This window comes from Micromonospora sp. CCTCC AA 2012012, assembly GCF_040499845.1.
GTDB lineage: Bacteria > Actinomycetota > Actinomycetes > Mycobacteriales > Micromonosporaceae > Micromonospora > Micromonospora mangrovi.
In genome coordinates this window covers 2,944,314-2,960,711 of record NZ_CP159342.1, presented here as the reverse complement: position 1 = coordinate 2,960,711, position 16,398 = coordinate 2,944,314, and the positions used below count along the sequence as shown (strand labels likewise).

Sequence of the window (16,398 nt, the reverse complement as noted above, 5' to 3'; positions counted from 1 at the left end):
CCGTGAGGGTCGGCGCCGCCGTGAGGGAGTGCCCGTACGCCATGAGCTACCGCAACGATCCGTACGACCCGAAGCAGGTCGCCCTGCTCGACCCGGACGCCCTGGCCGAGGCCGTGGCCGACGCCGAGCAGGCGTTCGCCGCCGCCGCCGACCCGGACGCGTTGACCGCGCTGCGCCCCGCGCACCTCGGTGACCGGTCACCGGTCTCGCTGGCCCGCCGGGAGATCGGCGCGCTGCCGCCGGCCGCGAAGTCCGACGCCGGCAAGCGGGTCAACGAGGCCCGACGCGCCATCGAGGCCGCGTACGCCGCCCGACAGGAGACGGTGGAGCGCGAGCAGGCCGAGCGGGTGCTGGTCACCGAGCGGGTCGACGTGACCCTGCCGTACGACCGCCGCCCGCGCGGCGCGCGGCACCCGCTGTCCACCCTGATGGAGCAGATCAGCGACCTCTTCGTCGGGATGGGCTACGAGGTGGCCGAGGGGCCCGAGGTCGAGCTGGAGTGGACCAACTTCGACGCCCTCAACATCCCCGCCGACCACCCGGCCCGCGGCCTGATGGACACCTTCCACATCGCACCCCCGGCGGGTTCCGCCGCCGCCGGCGAAGCCGGTGCGGCAGCCGGCGGCTCAGCGCGCTCGGGCCTTGTTCTTCGCACCCACACGTCGCCGGTGCAGGCGCGCACCATGCTGACCCGCAAGCCGCCGATCTATGTCATCGTGCCCGGCCGGGTCTATCGCACCGACGAGCTGGACGCCACCCACGCCCCGGTCTTCCACCAGGTCGAGGGCCTGGTGGTGGACAAGGGCATCACGATGGCGCACCTGCGCGGCACGCTGGACCACTTCGCCCGGGCCATGTTCGGCGAGGGGGCGAAGACCCGGTTCCGCCCGCACTACTTCCCGTTCACCGAGCCGTCCGCCGAGTTCGACGTCTGGTTCCCGGAGCACCGGGACGGACCGCGCTGGGTCGAGTGGGGCGGCTGCGGCATGGTCAACCCGCGGGTGCTGCGCGCCTGCGGCATCGACCCGGAGGTCTACTCCGGATTCGCCTTCGGCATGGGCATCGACCGCACGGTCATGTTCCGGCACGGGGTCAGCGACATGCGGGACATGGCCGAGGGCGACGTGCGGTTCACCCGCGCGTTCGGGGCCTGAGCGGCGCCACGAGCTACGGAGACGGTGGTAAAGAGTCATGCGAGTTTCTGTCAGTTGGCTGCGGGAGTACGTCGACCTCCCCGCCGACCTGCCCACCGGCGACCTGGAGCAGGCGCTGGTCGACCTCGGCATCGAGGTCGAGTCGATCGTGGACCTGCGGGAGACCGTCAGCGGTCCGCTGGTCGTCGGTGAGGTCCTGGAGATCGAGGAGCTGACCGGCTTCAAGAAGCCGATCCGGTTCTGCCGGGTCGACGTGGGTGCCGCCAACGGCACCGGCGAGCCCCAGGAGATCGTCTGCGGGGCGCGCAACTTCGCCCCCGGCGACCGGGTGGTGGTGATCCTCCCCGGCGGCGTGCTGCCCGGTGACTTCCACATCGGCGCGCGCAAGACGTACGGGCGCAACTCCCACGGCATGATCTGCTCCGCGAAGGAGCTGGGCCTCGGCGACGACCACTCGGGCATCATCGTGCTGCCGGAGGACACCCCCGCCAAGCCGGGCGACGACGCGCGGCCCGTGGTGGGGCTCGACGACGTCGTGGTCGAGCTGGAGATCACCCCGGACCGGGGGTACGCGCTGAGCCTGCGCGGCCTGGCCCGGGAGCTGGCCCACGCCCTGGCCGTCGAGTTCCGCGACCCCGGTCTGGCCGCCGCGCCGGGCGGCACCGCCGAGCCGGCGTACCCGGTCGAGGTGCGGGACACCGTGGGGTGCGACCGGTTCGCGGCCCGGCTGGTCCGCGGCGTGGACCCGACCGCGCAGACCCCCGGCTGGATGGCCCGGCGGCTCACCGTGGCCGGCATCCGCAGCATCTCCCTGCCGGTGGACATCACCAACTACGTGATGCTCGAACTCGGTCAGCCGATGCACGCCTTCGACGCCGACCGGATCAGCGGGCCGCTGGTGGTCCGCCGCGCCGAGCCGGGGGAGCAGCTGACCACGCTGGACGGGGTGAAGCGCACCCTGGCCGCCGAGGACATGGTCATCTGCGACGACACCGGGCCGATCTCGCTCGCCGCGGTGATGGGGGGCGAGACCAGTGAGGTCGTGGCGTCCACCACCGACGTGCTCTTCGAGGCGGCGCACTGGGACCCGGCGATGGTCGGCCGGACCGCCCGGCGGCACAAGCTGTTCAGCGAGGCGGCGAAGCGCTGGGAGCGGGGCGTCGACCCGGCCCTGCCGCTGGTCGCCCTGGAGCGGGCGGTACGGCTGCTCACCGAGCACGCCGGCGGCACGGTCGGGGAGGAGATCCTCGACCTCGACCACGTCCGGCCGCGTACCCCGGTGGTGCTGCCGGCGGACCTGCCGTCCCGGCGGGTCGGCGTGGGCTATTCGCCGCAGCGGGTGGTCGAGCTGCTGGAGCTGGTCGGCTGCACGGTCACCCGGGGCGCGGACCGGCTCGGCGAGGACGCCGGCGAGGTCGGGGTGCCCGCCGGCAGCGGTGACGTGCTCACCGTGACCCCGCCGAGCTGGCGGCCCGACCTGACCGACCCGGCCGACCTGGTCGAGGAGGTGGTCCGCCTCGACGGGTACGACCGGGTGCCGTCGGTGCTGCCGACCGCGCCCGCCGGCCGTGGCCTGACCTGGCAGCAGCAGCGCCGCCGGGCGGTGGCCCGCTCGCTGGCCGAGCGTGGGTACGTCGAGGTGCTCGCGCACCCGTTCGTCGCCGCCGACCTCGCCGACCAGCTCGGCCTGCCGGCCGACGACCCGCGTCGCCCCGCGGTCCGGGTGGCGAACCCGCTGTCGGAGGAGGAGCCGCTGCTGCGTACCACGCTGCTCGGCCCGCTGCTCGGCATCGCCAGGCGCAACATCGGCCGGGGCCTGCGCGACGTGGCGATCTATGAGATCGGTGCGGTCTTCCACCCGCGTCCCGGTGCCGGCGCCCCGCCCGCGATGGGCGTGGACCGGCGGCCGACCGACGCCGAGTTCGCCGCCGCCGACGCCGTGGTGCCGGACCAGCCCCGGCACGTCGCCGTGGTGCTCGCCGGTGAGCTGGAGCCGGCCGGCTGGTGGGGCGCGGGTCGCGCGGCCGGCTGGGCGGACGCGGTCCAGGCCGGCCGGGACGTGCTGGCCGCCGCCGGCATCCCCGCCGACCGGATCGGCGTCCGCGCCGCCACGTACGCCCCCTGGCACCCCGGCCGCTGCGCCGAGCTGCTGGTGGACGACGTGGTGGTCGGGCACGCCGGTGAGCTGCACCCGAGCGTGGTGGCGACGCTGGAGCTGCCCCGCCGCACCAGCGCCATGGAGCTGAACCTGGACGCGGTGCCCGCCGCGCCCACGGTGACCGGGCCGGCCATCTCCACCTTCCCGCCGGCGCTGATCGACGTGGCGCTGGTGGTGGACGAGTCGGTCCCGGCGGCCGAGGTGCAGCGCGCCCTGGTCGAGGGGGCCGGCGAGCTGCTGGAGGGGGTCCGGCTCTTCGACGTGTACGCCTCGGACCAGCTCGGCGCCGGGCGCAGGTCGCTCGCGTACAAGCTGACCTTCCGGGCTCCGGACCGGACGCTGACCGTCGAGGAGGCGGTCGCCGCCCGCGACGCGGCCGTCGCCGAGGCCGCCCGCCGCGTCGACGCCACCCTGCGCGGCGCCTGAGCGGGATCGGCAGGGGGCCCGGTCAGGGCCCCCTGCCGACCGGTCAGGCCGTGTACGGCAGGACGACGCTGGACTGGTCGCCGACGGCGAGGCTGGTGGAGGCCGACCCGATGGCGTTCCAGACCTCCACCTGCACGAGGCCACCTCGCAGGTCGCCGAGGGCGCCGGTGGCCGACACGCGGCCCTGGTTCTGGGTGTAGGTCTCCCATCCGACGACCGGGTCGGTGGCGTAGTAGTTGTAGGTCTCCACCCGGTCCCAGGTGCCGTCGCCGGTCAGGTCGTACGAGACCCGGACCTGGGTGCCGTTGCCGACCGCGGTACCGGCGTCCAGGAGTAGGCGGAACGAGGTCGTGCCTCCGGTGTACGTCGCGGTCAGGTTGCCCGACCGGTAGACCCGGGGCGTGTGCGGGGTGCCCACCCAGCTGCCGTTGGCCGCCGCGATCGTGGTCTGCGCGGTGCCCGCCGGGCGCTGCCAGAGCACGTTCGGCTCCTCCAGATAGAGCTGCGGCCCGAACGGGCTCATCGTCGGGTCCGGCGACGGGCTGTCCGACACCGACGCCGACGGAGTGGGGCTCGGCGGGGGCGGGGTGTCACCGCTGTACGGCAGGGTGAGGGTCGAGCCGTTGCCGACGCCGAGGGTGGTCGCCGTGCCGCCGATGGCGTTCCAGACCTCGACGCGTACGGTGCCGTTGCGCAGGTCGCCGAGGGTCCCGGTGGCGGAGGCCAGGCCCTGCGTCTGGCGGTAGTGCTCCATGCCCGTGACCGGGTCGGTGGCGAAGTAGCGGTAGGTCTCCACCCGGTCGAACGTGCCGTCGCCGGTCAGGTCGTACGAGACCCGGAGCTGGACCCCGTCGCCGGCCGCGGTGCCGGCGTCGACGAGCAGGTCGAAGCCGGTGCCCGCGCCGGTGTACCGGCCGGTGAGGCCGCAGGCGGTGAAGACCTCGGCGTTGGTGGGGGTGCCGTCGTGGTTGCCGGCGGCGGCCGGCAGCGACACGGTGGTGGCCGGTCGGGGCAGGAACGTCAGCGAGCCGTTGGCCTGCAGCATCCGGCTCATGGCGCCGCTGCCGTCGTCGCATGCCGGTGGCGGGCTGGCGGTCACGGTCGGCGAGGGGCTGGCGCTGGTCGGGGTGGGGCTCGGCGGCGGGCTGGTCGGTCCACCGCCCGGCCCGAACGGGCTCAGGTCGATGCCGGCAGCGCGCGGGTCACCGTCGTGGACCAGCGACTCCTGGTTGAGCACGTCGTCGAAGGCGAAGCCGTACGCCTTCCCGTCGACCATGTTCGCGTGCACGATCCGCGAGTAGTGGTTGGTGAGCGTGCCCTGGTAGAAGTCGGCCGGCCCGCCGGAGGGCTGCACGTCCCGGCTGGCGAGGGTGGAGCGGTGCAGCGCGGCGCAGAGGGTACGGGCGATCGGCCCGACCACGAGGTCGTTGGGGGCGGCGAGCGCCCCGTCGCAGTCCCACACGTCCGAGCTGGACGGCTTGGTGAACGAGGCGACCCGCTGGCCGGCGCCGTCGGTGAAGGTCATGGTGTCGCCGCTGGTGCGCCCGAAGTACGTCACGTTCGGCTGCTCGGTGAAGGGGGCGACGGTCAGCGTCCTCGTCGCGTACGTGTTCCAGGCGGCCGTGATGTACGGGTCGAGGTAGCTGGTGCTGAACCGGCCGGCGTCGGCGGCCTTGCCGGGGGAGAGCACCCGCAGCACGGTGCCGTCGGCGCGGGTCTGCACCGAGTTGCCCCAGCCGGGCTGGGCGCGGACCGCGTCGATCACCTTGTTCCGCCCGTCGTCGACGAGGGCGCCGGTGCTCCGGGTGGTGCCGTCGGCGCCGGTCACGCTCACCACGTGGGGTACGGCGAACATGTCGACCTGTGAGCTGTTGAGCCAGAGCCCGGAGTCGTTGTAGGTGAACTCGGACCAGTCGAAGAGGATGTCCCGGTTCGGGTCACCGGCCGCCCAGGGGGCGGGTTGGACCAGGCCGTCGGGGGTGAGGAGGAACCTCAGCTTCTCCCCGAAGGAGAAGTAGACCCGGCCGGAGAGGTTGCGGGGCACCTTGAGCACGGTGCTCGCCCCGGCGGCCGGGCCGGGGATGGAGACGTCCGGCGCCGGGGTGGGGGGCAGGCCGCCGGCCGGCCACGGCGTGAAGACGCCGTCGGCGTTGACGTAGCCCAGCCGGCCGGAGGTGAGGTCGACGCCGAGCACGTAGAGGTGCACGGCGTCGGTGCGTCCGGTGCTGTTGGTGACGGTGAACGGCAGCAGGTTGGGGCCGACGGCCCGGGCCAGCGTCGCCGCTCCGATCGATGTGGCGGTGGCCAGGACGAGCGCCGCCAGGATTCCGACGAATCTCCTCGTGATGCGCAACGACGACTCCTTCGACGCGGCCGGGCCGGCCGCGCGGGACGGGGCGGGAAAAGGGGTGGTTGGTGTGGTACGCCCCCACTTGGTGGCTGTGAGAGCGCTCTCTCAGCATCCGGCCCGTATCCCGATCTGTCAATGCGGTGACCGCCGTCACCTTCACATGTCCATGCAGTGGGATGCATGAACTTGCAGGACATCGCCCGCGCCGCTAGGCTGAGCTGCATAGTCATGCGGAGGTGAGTATGGGCATCCGAGTCGCGGTCGCCGGGGCCAGCGGGTACGCCGGGGGCGAACTGCTGCGCCTGGTCGCCGGGCACCCGGAGTTCGACCTGGTCGCCGCCACCGCGCACCGTCAGGCCGGCCAACCCGTCGCCGCCGTACACCCGCAGCTCACCGGGCTGGACCTGGTCCTCGGGGCGACCGACCCGGCCACCCTGGCCGACGCGGACCTGGTCTTCCTGGCCCTGCCGCACGGCGAGTCGGCGGCCCTGGCCGCCGCCCTGCCCGAAACCGTCACGGTGGTCGACCTCGGGGCCGACCACCGGCTGCACGACGCCGACGCGTGGGCCCGCTGGTACGGCGGCCCGCACGCCGGCGCCTGGACCTACGGCCTGCCCGAGCTGCCCGGTCAACGCGCGGCGATCGCCGCCGCCACCCGGGTGGCCAGCACCGGCTGCTACGCGGTCGCCACCACCCTGGCCCTCGCCCCGCTGATCGCCGCCGACGCGGTCTTCCCCGCCGACGTGGTGGTGGTCGCCGCCTCCGGCACCTCCGGCGCGGGCCGGGCCGCCAAGGCCCACCTGCTCGGCAGCGAGGTGATGGGCGACCTGTCGCCCTACAAGGTCGGCGCCCACCAGCACGTGCCGGAGATCAAGCAGGCCACCGGCGCGACCAGCCTCTCCTTCACCCCCGTCCTCGCGCCCATGCCGCGGGGCATCCTCGCCACCGTCACCGCCGTGCCCACCGGCGACGCCGACCCGCGCGAGGTGCTGGCCCGGGCGTACGCGGACACCCCGTTCGTGCACGTGCTGCCCGAGGGCGCCTGGCCGCACACCGCCGCCACCGCCGGCTCCAACTCCTGCCACCTCCAGGCCACGGTCGACGCCGACTCCGGCCGGGTGATCGTGGTCAGCGCCATCGACAACCTCGGCAAGGGCGCCGCGGGTCAGGCCGTGCAGAACGCCAACCTCATGCTCGGCCTCCCCGAGACCACCGGGCTCTCCACGTTCGGGATGGCACCATGACCGTCACCACCCCCCGGGGCTTCCGGGCCGCCGGCGTCGCCGCCGGGCTCAAGGCCAGCGGCGCCGCCGACATCGCCCTCGTCGTCAACGACGGCCCCGACGCCACCGTCGCCGGCGTCTTCACCGAGAACCGGGTCAAGGCCGCGCCGGTGCTCTGGACCCAGCAGGTCGTGCGGGGCGGCGTGGTCCGGGCCGTGGTGCTCAACTCCGGCGGCGCGAACGCCTGCACCGGCCCGGCCGGTTTCCAGGACACCCACGCCACCGCCGAGCACACCGCCGCGGCGCTCACCGCCAGCAGCCCCCGGCGGCGGCTCGGCGCGGGCGAGGTGGCGGTCTGCTCCACCGGCCTGATCGGCGAGCGGCTGCCGATGCAGAAGCTGCTCCCTGGCGTCCGGGGCGCCATCCGCGGGCTCACCCGGGACGGCGGCGCGGCGGCGGCCGAGGCGATCATGACCACCGACACCCGGCCCAAGACCACCGTCGCGAAGGGCAGCGGCTGGACCGTCGGCGGCATGGCCAAGGGCGCCGGCATGCTCGCCCCCGCCATGGCCACCATGCTCTGCGTCCTCACCACCGACGCGGTGGCCGGGCCGGACGCGCTCGACGCCGCGCTGCGCGCCGCCACCCGGGTCACCTTCGACCGGATCGACTCGGACGGCTGCATGTCCACCAACGACACGGTGCTGCTGCTGGCCAGCGGCGCGTCCGGCGTCGAGCCGAGCGAGGCGGAGCTGACCGCCGCGGTCACCGCCGCCTGCCACGACCTGGCCCAGCAGCTCATCGCCGACGCCGAGGGCGCCACCAAGCAGATCGCCATCGACGTGGTCGGGGCCGCGACCGAGGACGACGCGGTCGAGGTCGGCCGGTCCGTCGCCCGGAACAACCTGGTCAAGACCGCGCTCTTCGGCAACGACCCGAACTGGGGCCGGATCCTCGCCGCCGTCGGCACCACCTCGGCCGCGTTCGAGCCGGACGGCGTGGACGTCGCGGTCAACGGGATCTGGGTCTGCCGGGGCGGGGCCGCCGCCGAGGACCGCTCCAAGGTCGACCTGAGCGGGCGGGACGTCACCATCCGGATCGACCTGCACGCCGGCGACGCCGCGGCCACCGTCTGGACCAACGACCTGTCGCACGCGTACGTCCACGAGAACTCGGCCTATTCCTCATGAGTCTCTCCGCCGACCTCACCCGGGCCCAGGCCAAGGCCGAGACGCTGATCGAGGCGCTCCCCTGGCTGGCCGACTTCTCCGGCGCGACCGTCGTGATCAAGTACGGCGGCAACGCCATGGTCGACCCCGAACTCCAGCGCGCCTTCGCCGCCGACATGGTCTTCCTGCGCTACGCCGGGCTCAAGCCGGTCGTGGTGCACGGCGGCGGGCCGCAGATCTCCGCCATGCTGGGTCGGCTCGGCATCGCCAGCGAGTTCAAGGGCGGCCTGCGGGTCACCACCCCCGAGGCGATGGACGTCGTCCGGATGGTGCTGGTCGGCCAGGTCGGGCGGGAACTGGTCGGGCTGGTCAACGCGTACGGCCCGTTCGCCGTCGGCCTCTCCGGCGAGGACGCCGGCCTCTTCACCGCGGTGCGCCGCCCGGCGTACGTGGACGGGGAGCCGGTCGACGTCGGCCAGGTCGGCGACGTCGAGTCGGTGAACGTCTCGGCCGTGGCGGACCTCATCGCGGCCGGCCGGATCCCGGTGATCTCCACGGTCGCGCCGGACGTCGACGGGGTGCTGCACAACCTCAACGCCGACACCGCCGCCGCCGCGCTCGCGGTCGCCCTCCAGGCCCGCAAGCTGGTCGTCCTCACCGACGTCCCCGGCCTGTACGCCGACTGGCCGGACACGTCCAGCCTGATCAGCGAGATCACCACGGACGACCTGGCGAAGCTGCTGCCCGCCCTGGAGTCGGGGATGGTCCCCAAGATGGAGGCCTGCCTGCGGGCGGTCCGCGAGGGTGTGCCCGCCGCGCACGTCGTCGACGGCCGGGTCGCCCACTCCACGCTGCTCGAAGTGTTCACCTCAGAGGGGTTCGGAACGATGGTGATCGGGTCATGAGCACGCTGGTGGAACGCTGGGGCCAGGCCATGATGGACAACTACGGCACTCCGCCGCTGGCGCTGGTCGCCGGCACCGGCGCGGTGGTCACCGACGAGACCGGCCGGGAGTACGTCGACCTGCTCGGCGGCATCGCGGTGAACGCCCTCGGCCACGCCCACCCGGCCGTGGTGGCCGCAGTGTCGAAGCAGGTCGCCACCCTCGGGCACGTCTCGAACCTCTTCGTCGCCGAGCCGCCGGTGGCCCTGGCCGAGCTGCTGTTGGCGCTCGCCGGCCGGCCCGGGCGGGTCTTCTTCGCCAACTCGGGCGCGGAGGCCAACGAGGCGGCGTTCAAGCTCTCCCGGCTCACCGGCCGGTCCCACGTGGTCGCCGCGACCGGCGGCTTCCACGGCCGGACCATGGGCGCGCTCGCGCTCACCGGCCAGCCGGCCAAGGCCGACCCCTTCCGCCCGCTCCCCGGCGACGTCACCCACGTGTCGTACGGCGACACCGCCGCCCTCGACGCGGCCGTCACCGACGCCACCGCCATGGTGATCCTCGAACCGGTCCAGGGCGAGAACGGCGTCGTCGTCCCGCCCGCCGGCTACCTGGCGCAGGCGCGTCGGATCACCGGGCGGCGCGGCGCGCTGCTGGTCCTGGACGAGGTGCAGACCGGCATCGGCCGGACCGGGCACTGGTTCGCGCACCAGGCCGAGGGGGTGGAGCCGGACATCGTCACCCTGGCCAAGGGGCTCGGCGGTGGCCTGCCGATCGGCGCCTGCCTGGCCTTCGGTCCGGCCGCCGAGCTGCTCGGTCCCGGCTCGCACGGCACCACCTTCGGCGGCAACCCGATCAGCTGCGCGGCGGCCCTCGCCGTCATCTCCACCATCGCCAGCGAGGGGCTGCTCGACCACGTCAAGCGGGTCGGTGAGCGGCTGCGGCGGGGCGTGGAGGCGCTGCACCATCCCCTCGTCGCCGAGGTGCGCGGCGCCGGGCTGCTGCTCGGGATCGTGCTCACCGGGCCGGTCTCCGGCGCGGTGACCGCCGCCCTGCGCGACGCCGGCTTCCTGGTCAACCCGGTGCAGCCGGACGTGGTCCGGCTCGCCCCGCCGCTGATCCTCACCGCCGACCAGGTCGACGCCTTCCTGGCCGCCCTCCCCACCGCCCTCGACGCCGCGTCGCCGGCCGGCGCCCCCGCCGCCATGGAGGTGGACGCGTGATCCGGCACTTCCTGCGGGACGACGACCTGACGCCGGCCGAGCAGGCGGGCGTGCTCGACCTGGCCGCGCGGATGAAGGCCGACCGGTTCGGCCACCAGCCGCTCGCCGGGCCGAAGTCGGTGGCGGTGCTCTTCGACAAGCAGAGCCTGCGGACCCGGATCTCCTTCGACGTGGGCATCGCCGAGCTGGGCGGCCACCCCCTCGTGGTGGACACCCAGGTCACCCACTTCGGGCGCGGCGAGACCCTGGCCGACGCCGGCCGGGTGCTGTCGCGTTACGTCGCGGCGATCGTGCTGCGTACCCACGGCGACGACCGGATCGCCGAGGTCGCCTCGCACGCGACCGTCCCGGTGGTCAACGCGCTCACCGACGACTACCACCCGTGCCAGCTCCTCGCCGACCTGCTCACCGTCCGCGAGCGGTTCGGCGCCACCGCCGGACGGACCCTGGCGTACGTGGGGGACGCGGCGAACAACATGGCGCACTCGTACCTGCTGGCCGGGGCGACCGCCGGGATGCACGTGCGGATCGCCGGGCCGGTCGGGTTCCAGCCCGACCCGGACGTGGTGACCCGGGCGGCGAAGATCGCCGCCGGCACCGGCGGGTCGGTACGGGTGCTCACCGACCCGGTCGAGGCGGTCCGCGACGCCGACGTGGTGGCCACCGACACCTGGACCTCGATGGGCCAGGAGTCCGACGGGCTCGACCGGATCACCCCGTTCCGGCCGTACCAGGTCAACGACGCGCTGCTCGACGCGGCCGGGCCGGACGTCATCGTGCTGCACTGCCTGCCCGCCCACCGGGGCGAGGAGATCACCGACGAGGTGCTCGACGGGCCGCGCAGCGCGGTCTTCGACCAGGCGGAGAATCGCCTGCACGCCCAGAAGGCGCTGCTGACGTTTCTCCTGGAGGCCTCCTCATGACCGCCCCGCTGACCCGTACCGCCCGGCACGCCCGGATCGTCGAGCTGATCCGCGACACGGCGATCCACTCGCAGACCGAGCTGGCCGACCTGCTCGCCACCGACGGCATCCAGGTCACCCAGGCCACCCTCTCCCGGGACCTGAAGGAACTGGGGGCGGTCACCGCGCGCGGCGGCGACGGGCGGGGCGTCTATCTGATCCCCGAGGACGGCCACCGGCCGCTGCGGGACGCCGAGGCCGCGCCGGCCCGGCTCCTCCGGCTGCTGCGCGAGTTGCTCAACGGGGTCGACGCGAGCGGCAACATCGCCGTGCTGCGTACCCCGCCGGGCGCAGCCCACTACCTGGCCAGCGCGTTGGACCGAGCGGGCCTGCCCGAGATCGTCGGCACCATCGCCGGCGACGACACCATCCTCGTCGTGGCCCGCGAGGCCCTCGGCGGGGCCGCGCTCGGCGACAAGCTCGCCGGCTGGGCCCGCCGGGAAGACAACGTTGAAGGGAGCACCACATCATGACCGAGCGGGTCGTCCTTGCCTACTCCGGAGGTCTCGACACCTCCGTCGCCATTCCCTACCTCGCCGAGCAGACCGGCGCCGAGGTGATCGCGGTCGCGGTCGACGTCGGGCAGGGCGGCGAGGACCTGAACGCCATCCGGCAGCGCGCCCTGGACTGCGGCGCCGTCGAGTCCGAGGTGGTCGACGCGCGCGACGAGTTCGCCGCCGAGTACTGCCTGCCGGCGATCCGGGCCAACGCCCTCTACATGGACCGCTACCCGCTGGTCTCCGCGCTGTCCCGGCCGCTGATCGTCAAGCACCTGGTCGCCGCGGCCCGCAAGCACAACGGCACCATCGTGTCGCACGGCTGCACCGGCAAGGGCAACGACCAGGTCCGCTTCGAGGTCGGCCTGGGCGCGCTCGCCCCCGACCTGAAGATCGTCGCGCCGGCCCGGGACTTCGCCTGGACCCGGGACAAGGCCATCGCCTTCGCCGAGGAGAAGGGCCTGCCGATCGACGTGTCGGCCAAGTCGCCGTACTCGATCGACCAGAACCTGTGGGGCCGCGCGGTGGAGACCGGCTTCCTGGAGGACATCTGGAACGGTCCGATCGAGGACCTGTACTCGTACACCTCGGACCCGGCGCAGGAGCGCGACGCCGACGAGGTCGTGATCACCTTCGACGCCGGCGTACCGGTCGCGGTGGACGGCGAGACCGTCACCCCGTACCAGGCGATCCTGGAGCTGAACCGGCGTGCCGGCGCCCAGGGCGTCGGCCGGCTCGACATGGTCGAGGACCGCCTCGTCGGCATCAAGAGCCGCGAGGTGTACGAGGCGCCCGGCGCGATCGCGCTGATCACCGCCCACCAGGAGCTGGAGGCGGTCACCGTCGAGCGGGACCTGGCCCGGTTCAAGCGCGGTGTCGACCAGCGCTGGGGCGAGCTGGTCTACGACGGCCTCTGGTTCTCGCCGCTCAAGGACAGCCTGGACGCCTTCATCGACGACGCCCAGCGGCACGTCACCGGCGAGGTGCGCCTCACCCTGCACGGCGGCCGGGCCACCGTCACCGGCCGGCGCTCCGAGGCCAGCCTCTACGACTTCGGCATGGCCACCTACGACACCGGCGACACCTTCGACCAGTCCCTCGCCAAGGGTTTCGTGCAGCTCTGGGGCCTGCCCAGCAAGATGGCCGCCGCGCGGGACGCCCGGGTCGGCGGCGCCTGACAATGGGCACCACAATGGGCGGGGTGGACGACAAGAGCCTGACCGAGAACAGTGCCGCCACCAACCGGACGAGCCTGTGGGGCGGCCGGTTCGCCGGCGGCCCCGCCGAGGCCCTCGCGCGGCTGTCGGTGAGCGTGCAGTTCGACTGGCGCCTCGCCCCGTACGACATCGCGGGCTCCCGGGCGCACGCCCGGGTGCTCGCGGGCGCCGGCCTGCTCGACCCCGAGGAACTCGGGAGGATCCTGGCCGCCCTGGACGACCTGGAGGCGGCCTGCGCCTCCGGGCAGTTCCGGCCGACCATCGACGACGAGGACGTGCACACCGCCCTGGAACGGGGTCTGCTGGAGCGGCTCGGCAGCCTCGGCGGCAAGCTGCGCGCCGGCCGGTCCCGCAACGACCAGGTCGCCACCGACCTGCGGCTCTATCTGCGCGACCACGCGCGGGGGGTGGCCGCCCGGCTGGTCGAGCTGGCCGAGGCGCTGGTCGAGCAGGCCGAGCGGCACGTGGACACCGCCGCGCCCGGCATGACGCACCTGCAGCACGCGCAGCCGGTGACGTTCGGGCACTGGCTGCTCGCCCACGTGCAGCCGCTGCTGCGCGACCTGGAACGGCTGCGGGACTGGGACCACCGGGCGGCGATCAGCCCGCTCGGTGCGGGTGCGCTGGCCGGCTCCGGCCTGCCGCTGGACCCGGTGGCGGTCTCCAAGGAACTGGGCTTCCGCACCTCGTTCGCCAACTCGATGGACGCGGTCGCCGACCGGGACTTCGTCGCCGAGTTCCTCTTCACCACCGCGCTGATCGGGGTGCACCTGTCCCGCCTCGGCGAGGAGGTGGTGCTCTGGACGTCGCACGAGTTCGGCTGGGTCGAGCTGGACGACGCCTTCGCCACCGGCTCGTCGATCATGCCGCAGAAGAAGAACGCGGACGTCGCGGAACTGGCCCGGGGCAAGTCCGGCCGCCTGGTGGGCGGGCTGATGAGCGTGCTCACCATGCTCAAGGGCCTGCCGATGACCTACGACCGGGACATGCAGGAGGACAAGGAGCCGGCCTTCGACGCGGTCGACACCCTGGAGCTGCTGTTGCCGGCGCTGGCCGGGATGATCTCCACGATGACGGTCCGGGTGGACCGCCTGGTGGCCGCCGCGCCGGTCGGCTTCTCGCTCGCCACCGAGGTCGCCGACTGGCTGGTCCGCAGGAACGTGCCGTTCCGCGACGCTCACGAGATCACCGGCAAGCTGGTCGCGCTCTGCGTGGCCCGCGACTGCGCCCTGGACGAGGTCTCCGACGCCGACCTGGCCGCGGTGAGCGAGCACCTCGACCCGTCGGTGCGGGACGTGCTCTCGGTCCGCTCCGCGCTCGCCGCCCGGACCACGCCCGGCTCCACCGGGCCCGGCCCGGTCGCCGACCAGCTCGCGGCCGCCGCCGACAAGCTGGCCGGCTGGCGGGACTGGGCCTCCGAGCGGGTCGTGCCCCGCTGACGTCCGTCGGGTCGGCGCGGGTGGCACCACCCGCGCCGACCCTCAGGCCGTCGGCCGCTCGCGGCGGGGCAGCTTCGCCACCACCGCGTCGTATGACCCGTCGACGGCGTCGATCAGCTCCTCGTCGTCGATCCCGCCGTCCAGCCGCAGGCTGTTCCAGCCGGACCGGCCGATGTACGGCGACGGCTTCGCGTCGGCCGGGAAGCGGTGCAGCCACTCGTCGGCGACGTCCCGGTTCGGGCCGCACTTGACGCCCACCCGTGGCTCGCCGTCGGGGGAGCCGAGGAACGCGAAGATCCGGCTGCCCACCTTCACCACCTCGTCGCCCTCCCACGGGCGGTCCCGCCAGGCGCCCGGCTTCGCCAGGCAGTACGTCAGCATCTCCGCGCGCGTCATCGCGTCCTCCCGTGCCGGTTGCCCGCCCAGTCTCGCGCAGGCCACCGACACGTTCCGCCCGTCCGCCTCCCGCGGCGCGCTCCCGCCGGGTCAGTCGCCGGTGCCGGTCCGGACGGTCAGCCGCTCGTAGCGCTGCCGCGCCGCCTGGGCGCTGCCCAGCCCGAGCCCGAACGCGATCGCCTGCCAGGTCAGCCCCCGGCCCCGGGCCACCTGGAGCAACCCCGCCTCCAGCGCGTCCACCTCGGCGCGGACGTGCGGGATCAGGGTCAGCGCGGCCATCAGGTCCGCCTGGTCGACCGGCTCCTCGCCGGGCTCCAGCTCCGCCCCGCCGGCCAGCGCCATCACCAGCGTCGCCGCCTCGTAGGCGTCGGGCACGTCGGGGTGGGCGTAGCGCCGGCGGCGGGCGTCGCTGCCGGCGTGCCGCTCGGCGATCCGCACCAGCGCCGCGTAGTTGCGGTGCGCTCGCGCCTGAGCAGCATCCGGAGCGGTGAACGGGTCGTTGTCCAGGGTGACCATGTGCTCCATCACAGCCCCTTGAACGATGCTTTGTCAACACTCCGTTGAAAGCAAGTCCTGCTCATCTCCCGGCCGCCGGTTAGGGTCGGACCATGACCACCGTCGACCCGGACACCGGCGCCCAGCTGGCCGACCTGCTCGCCGGCCCGGTGGTGGCGGCGGCACGGGGCCTGCTCGGTTGCACCCTGACCGCCAACGACGTCACCGTCCGGATCACCGAGACCGAGGCGTACGCCGGCACCGCCGGTGACCCGGCCTCGCACGCCCACCGGGGGCGCACCCCGCGCAACGCGGTGATGTTCGGGCCGGCCGGGCACGCCTACGTCTACTTCACCTACGGCATGCACTGGTGCATGAACGTGGTGACCGGCCCCGACGGGGAGGCCTCGGCGGTGCTGCTGCGCGCCGGGGAGGTGGTCGACGGCCTCGACGTCGCCCGGGCGCGGCGCCCCGCCGTACGCCGGGACGTGGACCTGGCGCGCGGGCCGGCGCGGCTCTGCGCCACCCTCGGCGTCGACCGCACGGCCTACGGCGCGGACCTGCTGGCGGACGGCCCGGTGCGGCTGCGTCCCGCCCCCGTGCCGGTGCCCGGGGCGGCGGTCGAGGCCGGTCCCCGGGTCGGCGTCACCGGCGCCCACGACGTGCCGTGGCGGTTCTGGATCGCCGGCGACCCGACGGTGAGCGCCTACCGCCGGCACGTCCCCCGCACCCGACGGAAATAGTTGACGCGTCAAGCATGTTGTGCGGGGCGACCCGGACGCACCGGTCCGGGAGTCACACGAGGAGC

Annotated in this window: 14 protein-coding genes; 11 read left to right on the top strand and 3 right to left on the bottom strand. The window is 74.1% G+C overall.

Translation table 11 applies throughout. From position 1 onward, the window contains the following. The first annotated feature begins 41 nt into the window (after nt 1–41). Nucleotides 42–1,154: a phenylalanine--tRNA ligase subunit alpha gene (pheS, locus tag ABUL08_RS12780; RefSeq protein WP_350937753.1), complete on the top strand. Its 1,113-nt coding sequence runs from the start codon at nt 42–44 to the stop codon at nt 1,152–1,154. Between the two features lie 37 nt (nt 1,155–1,191). Further along, nucleotides 1,192–3,738 carry a phenylalanine--tRNA ligase subunit beta gene (gene pheT / locus ABUL08_RS12775; RefSeq protein WP_350937752.1) on the top strand — a complete coding sequence of 849 codons (2,547 nt, stop codon included), beginning with the start codon at nt 1,192–1,194 and terminating at the stop codon, nt 3,736–3,738. A 43-nt stretch (nt 3,739–3,781) separates the two neighbouring features. On the opposite strand, the gene ABUL08_RS12770 is transcribed toward pheT, so the two are convergent. After that, nucleotides 3,782–6,091: a beta-1,3-glucanase family protein gene (locus ABUL08_RS12770; RefSeq protein WP_350937750.1), complete on the bottom strand. Its 2,310-nt coding sequence runs from the start codon at nt 6,089–6,091 to the stop codon at nt 3,782–3,784. A gap of 239 nt (nt 6,092–6,330) precedes the next feature. Here ABUL08_RS12770 and argC point away from each other — a divergent pair, with 239 nt between their 5' ends. Genes argC through argH form a run of 8 tightly spaced genes read left to right on the top strand, consistent with a single transcriptional unit; the run spans nt 6,331 to nt 14,699 of the window. After that, the gene (argC, locus tag ABUL08_RS12765) at nt 6,331–7,332 is read left to right on the top strand and encodes an N-acetyl-gamma-glutamyl-phosphate reductase (RefSeq protein WP_350937748.1); all 1,002 of its coding nucleotides are present in this window, start codon (nt 6,331–6,333) and stop codon (nt 7,330–7,332) included. Then, on the top strand, nt 7,329–8,501 hold the full coding sequence (gene argJ / locus ABUL08_RS12760) for a bifunctional glutamate N-acetyltransferase/amino-acid acetyltransferase ArgJ (protein ID WP_350937746.1): 1,173 nt from the start codon (nt 7,329–7,331) through the stop codon (nt 8,499–8,501). Before argC ends, argJ begins: the two co-directional genes overlap by 4 nt. Next, a complete protein-coding gene (gene argB, locus ABUL08_RS12755) occupies nt 8,498–9,385 on the top strand; it encodes an acetylglutamate kinase (protein WP_350937744.1) in 888 nt (295 codons plus the stop codon). The genes argJ and argB overlap by 4 nt, the downstream gene beginning before the upstream one ends. Next, a complete protein-coding gene (locus ABUL08_RS12750; RefSeq protein WP_350937742.1) occupies nt 9,382–10,584 on the top strand; it encodes an acetylornithine transaminase in 1,203 nt (400 codons plus the stop codon). Before argB ends, ABUL08_RS12750 begins: the two co-directional genes overlap by 4 nt. Next, nucleotides 10,581–11,507: an ornithine carbamoyltransferase gene (gene argF, locus ABUL08_RS12745; RefSeq protein ID WP_350937739.1), complete on the top strand. Its 927-nt coding sequence runs from the start codon at nt 10,581–10,583 to the stop codon at nt 11,505–11,507. Before ABUL08_RS12750 ends, argF begins: the two co-directional genes overlap by 4 nt. Beyond that, on the top strand, nt 11,504–12,019 hold the full coding sequence (locus tag ABUL08_RS12740) for an arginine repressor (RefSeq protein WP_350937737.1): 516 nt from the start codon (nt 11,504–11,506) through the stop codon (nt 12,017–12,019). The genes argF and ABUL08_RS12740 overlap by 4 nt, the downstream gene beginning before the upstream one ends. Then, entirely contained in the window at nt 12,016–13,221 is a 1,206-nt protein-coding gene (locus ABUL08_RS12735) for an argininosuccinate synthase (RefSeq protein ID WP_350937735.1), read from the top strand. Before ABUL08_RS12740 ends, ABUL08_RS12735 begins: the two co-directional genes overlap by 4 nt. 14 nt (nt 13,222–13,235) lie before the next feature. Next, nucleotides 13,236–14,699, top strand: coding sequence for an argininosuccinate lyase (gene argH, locus ABUL08_RS12730; protein ID WP_350937734.1), 1,464 nt, complete (start codon nt 13,236–13,238; stop codon nt 14,697–14,699). 42 nt (nt 14,700–14,741) lie between these two features. On the opposite strand, the gene ABUL08_RS12725 is transcribed toward argH, so the two are convergent. Together ABUL08_RS12725 and ABUL08_RS12720 are read right to left on the bottom strand one after the other, a co-directional pair. After that, complete coding sequence (locus ABUL08_RS12725) at nt 14,742–15,095, bottom strand: MmcQ/YjbR family DNA-binding protein (RefSeq protein WP_350937731.1); 354 nt, start codon at nt 15,093–15,095, stop codon at nt 14,742–14,744. A gap of 90 nt (nt 15,096–15,185) precedes the next feature. Beyond that, on the bottom strand, nt 15,186–15,620 hold the full coding sequence (locus ABUL08_RS12720) for a DNA-binding protein (RefSeq protein WP_350937729.1): 435 nt from the start codon (nt 15,618–15,620) through the stop codon (nt 15,186–15,188). 83 nt (nt 15,621–15,703) lie between these two features. On the opposite strand from ABUL08_RS12720, the gene ABUL08_RS12715 reads away from it, so the two are divergent. Continuing rightward, nucleotides 15,704–16,333 carry a DNA-3-methyladenine glycosylase gene (locus ABUL08_RS12715; RefSeq protein WP_350937728.1) on the top strand — a complete coding sequence of 210 codons (630 nt, stop codon included), beginning with the start codon at nt 15,704–15,706 and terminating at the stop codon, nt 16,331–16,333. Nucleotides 16,334–16,398 lie beyond the last annotated feature (65 nt).

Bases quoted from the DNA above. Each gene is read 5' to 3' on its own strand.
- ABUL08_RS12740 (WP_350937737.1), top strand. From the start codon at position 11,504: ATGACCGCCCCGCTGACCCGTACCGCCCGGCACGCCCGGATCGTCGAG.
- argJ (WP_350937746.1), top strand. From the start codon at position 7,329: ATGACCGTCACCACCCCCCGGGGCTTCCGGGCCGCCGGCGTCGCCGCC.
- ABUL08_RS12715 (WP_350937728.1), top strand. From the start codon at position 15,704: ATGACCACCGTCGACCCGGACACCGGCGCCCAGCTGGCCGACCTGCTC.
- ABUL08_RS12750 (WP_350937742.1), top strand. From the start codon at position 9,382: ATGAGCACGCTGGTGGAACGCTGGGGCCAGGCCATGATGGACAACTAC.
- ABUL08_RS12735 (WP_350937735.1), top strand. From the start codon at position 12,016: ATGACCGAGCGGGTCGTCCTTGCCTACTCCGGAGGTCTCGACACCTCC.
- argC (WP_350937748.1), top strand. From the start codon at position 6,331: ATGGGCATCCGAGTCGCGGTCGCCGGGGCCAGCGGGTACGCCGGGGGC.
- argB (WP_350937744.1), top strand. From the start codon at position 8,498: ATGAGTCTCTCCGCCGACCTCACCCGGGCCCAGGCCAAGGCCGAGACG.
- pheS (WP_350937753.1), top strand. From the start codon at position 42: ATGAGCTACCGCAACGATCCGTACGACCCGAAGCAGGTCGCCCTGCTC.
- pheT (WP_350937752.1), top strand. From the start codon at position 1,192: ATGCGAGTTTCTGTCAGTTGGCTGCGGGAGTACGTCGACCTCCCCGCC.
- ABUL08_RS12725 (WP_350937731.1), bottom strand. From the start codon at position 15,095: ATGACGCGCGCGGAGATGCTGACGTACTGCCTGGCGAAGCCGGGCGCC.
- argH (WP_350937734.1), top strand. From the start codon at position 13,236: ATGGGCGGGGTGGACGACAAGAGCCTGACCGAGAACAGTGCCGCCACC.
- ABUL08_RS12720 (WP_350937729.1), bottom strand. From the start codon at position 15,620: ATGGAGCACATGGTCACCCTGGACAACGACCCGTTCACCGCTCCGGAT.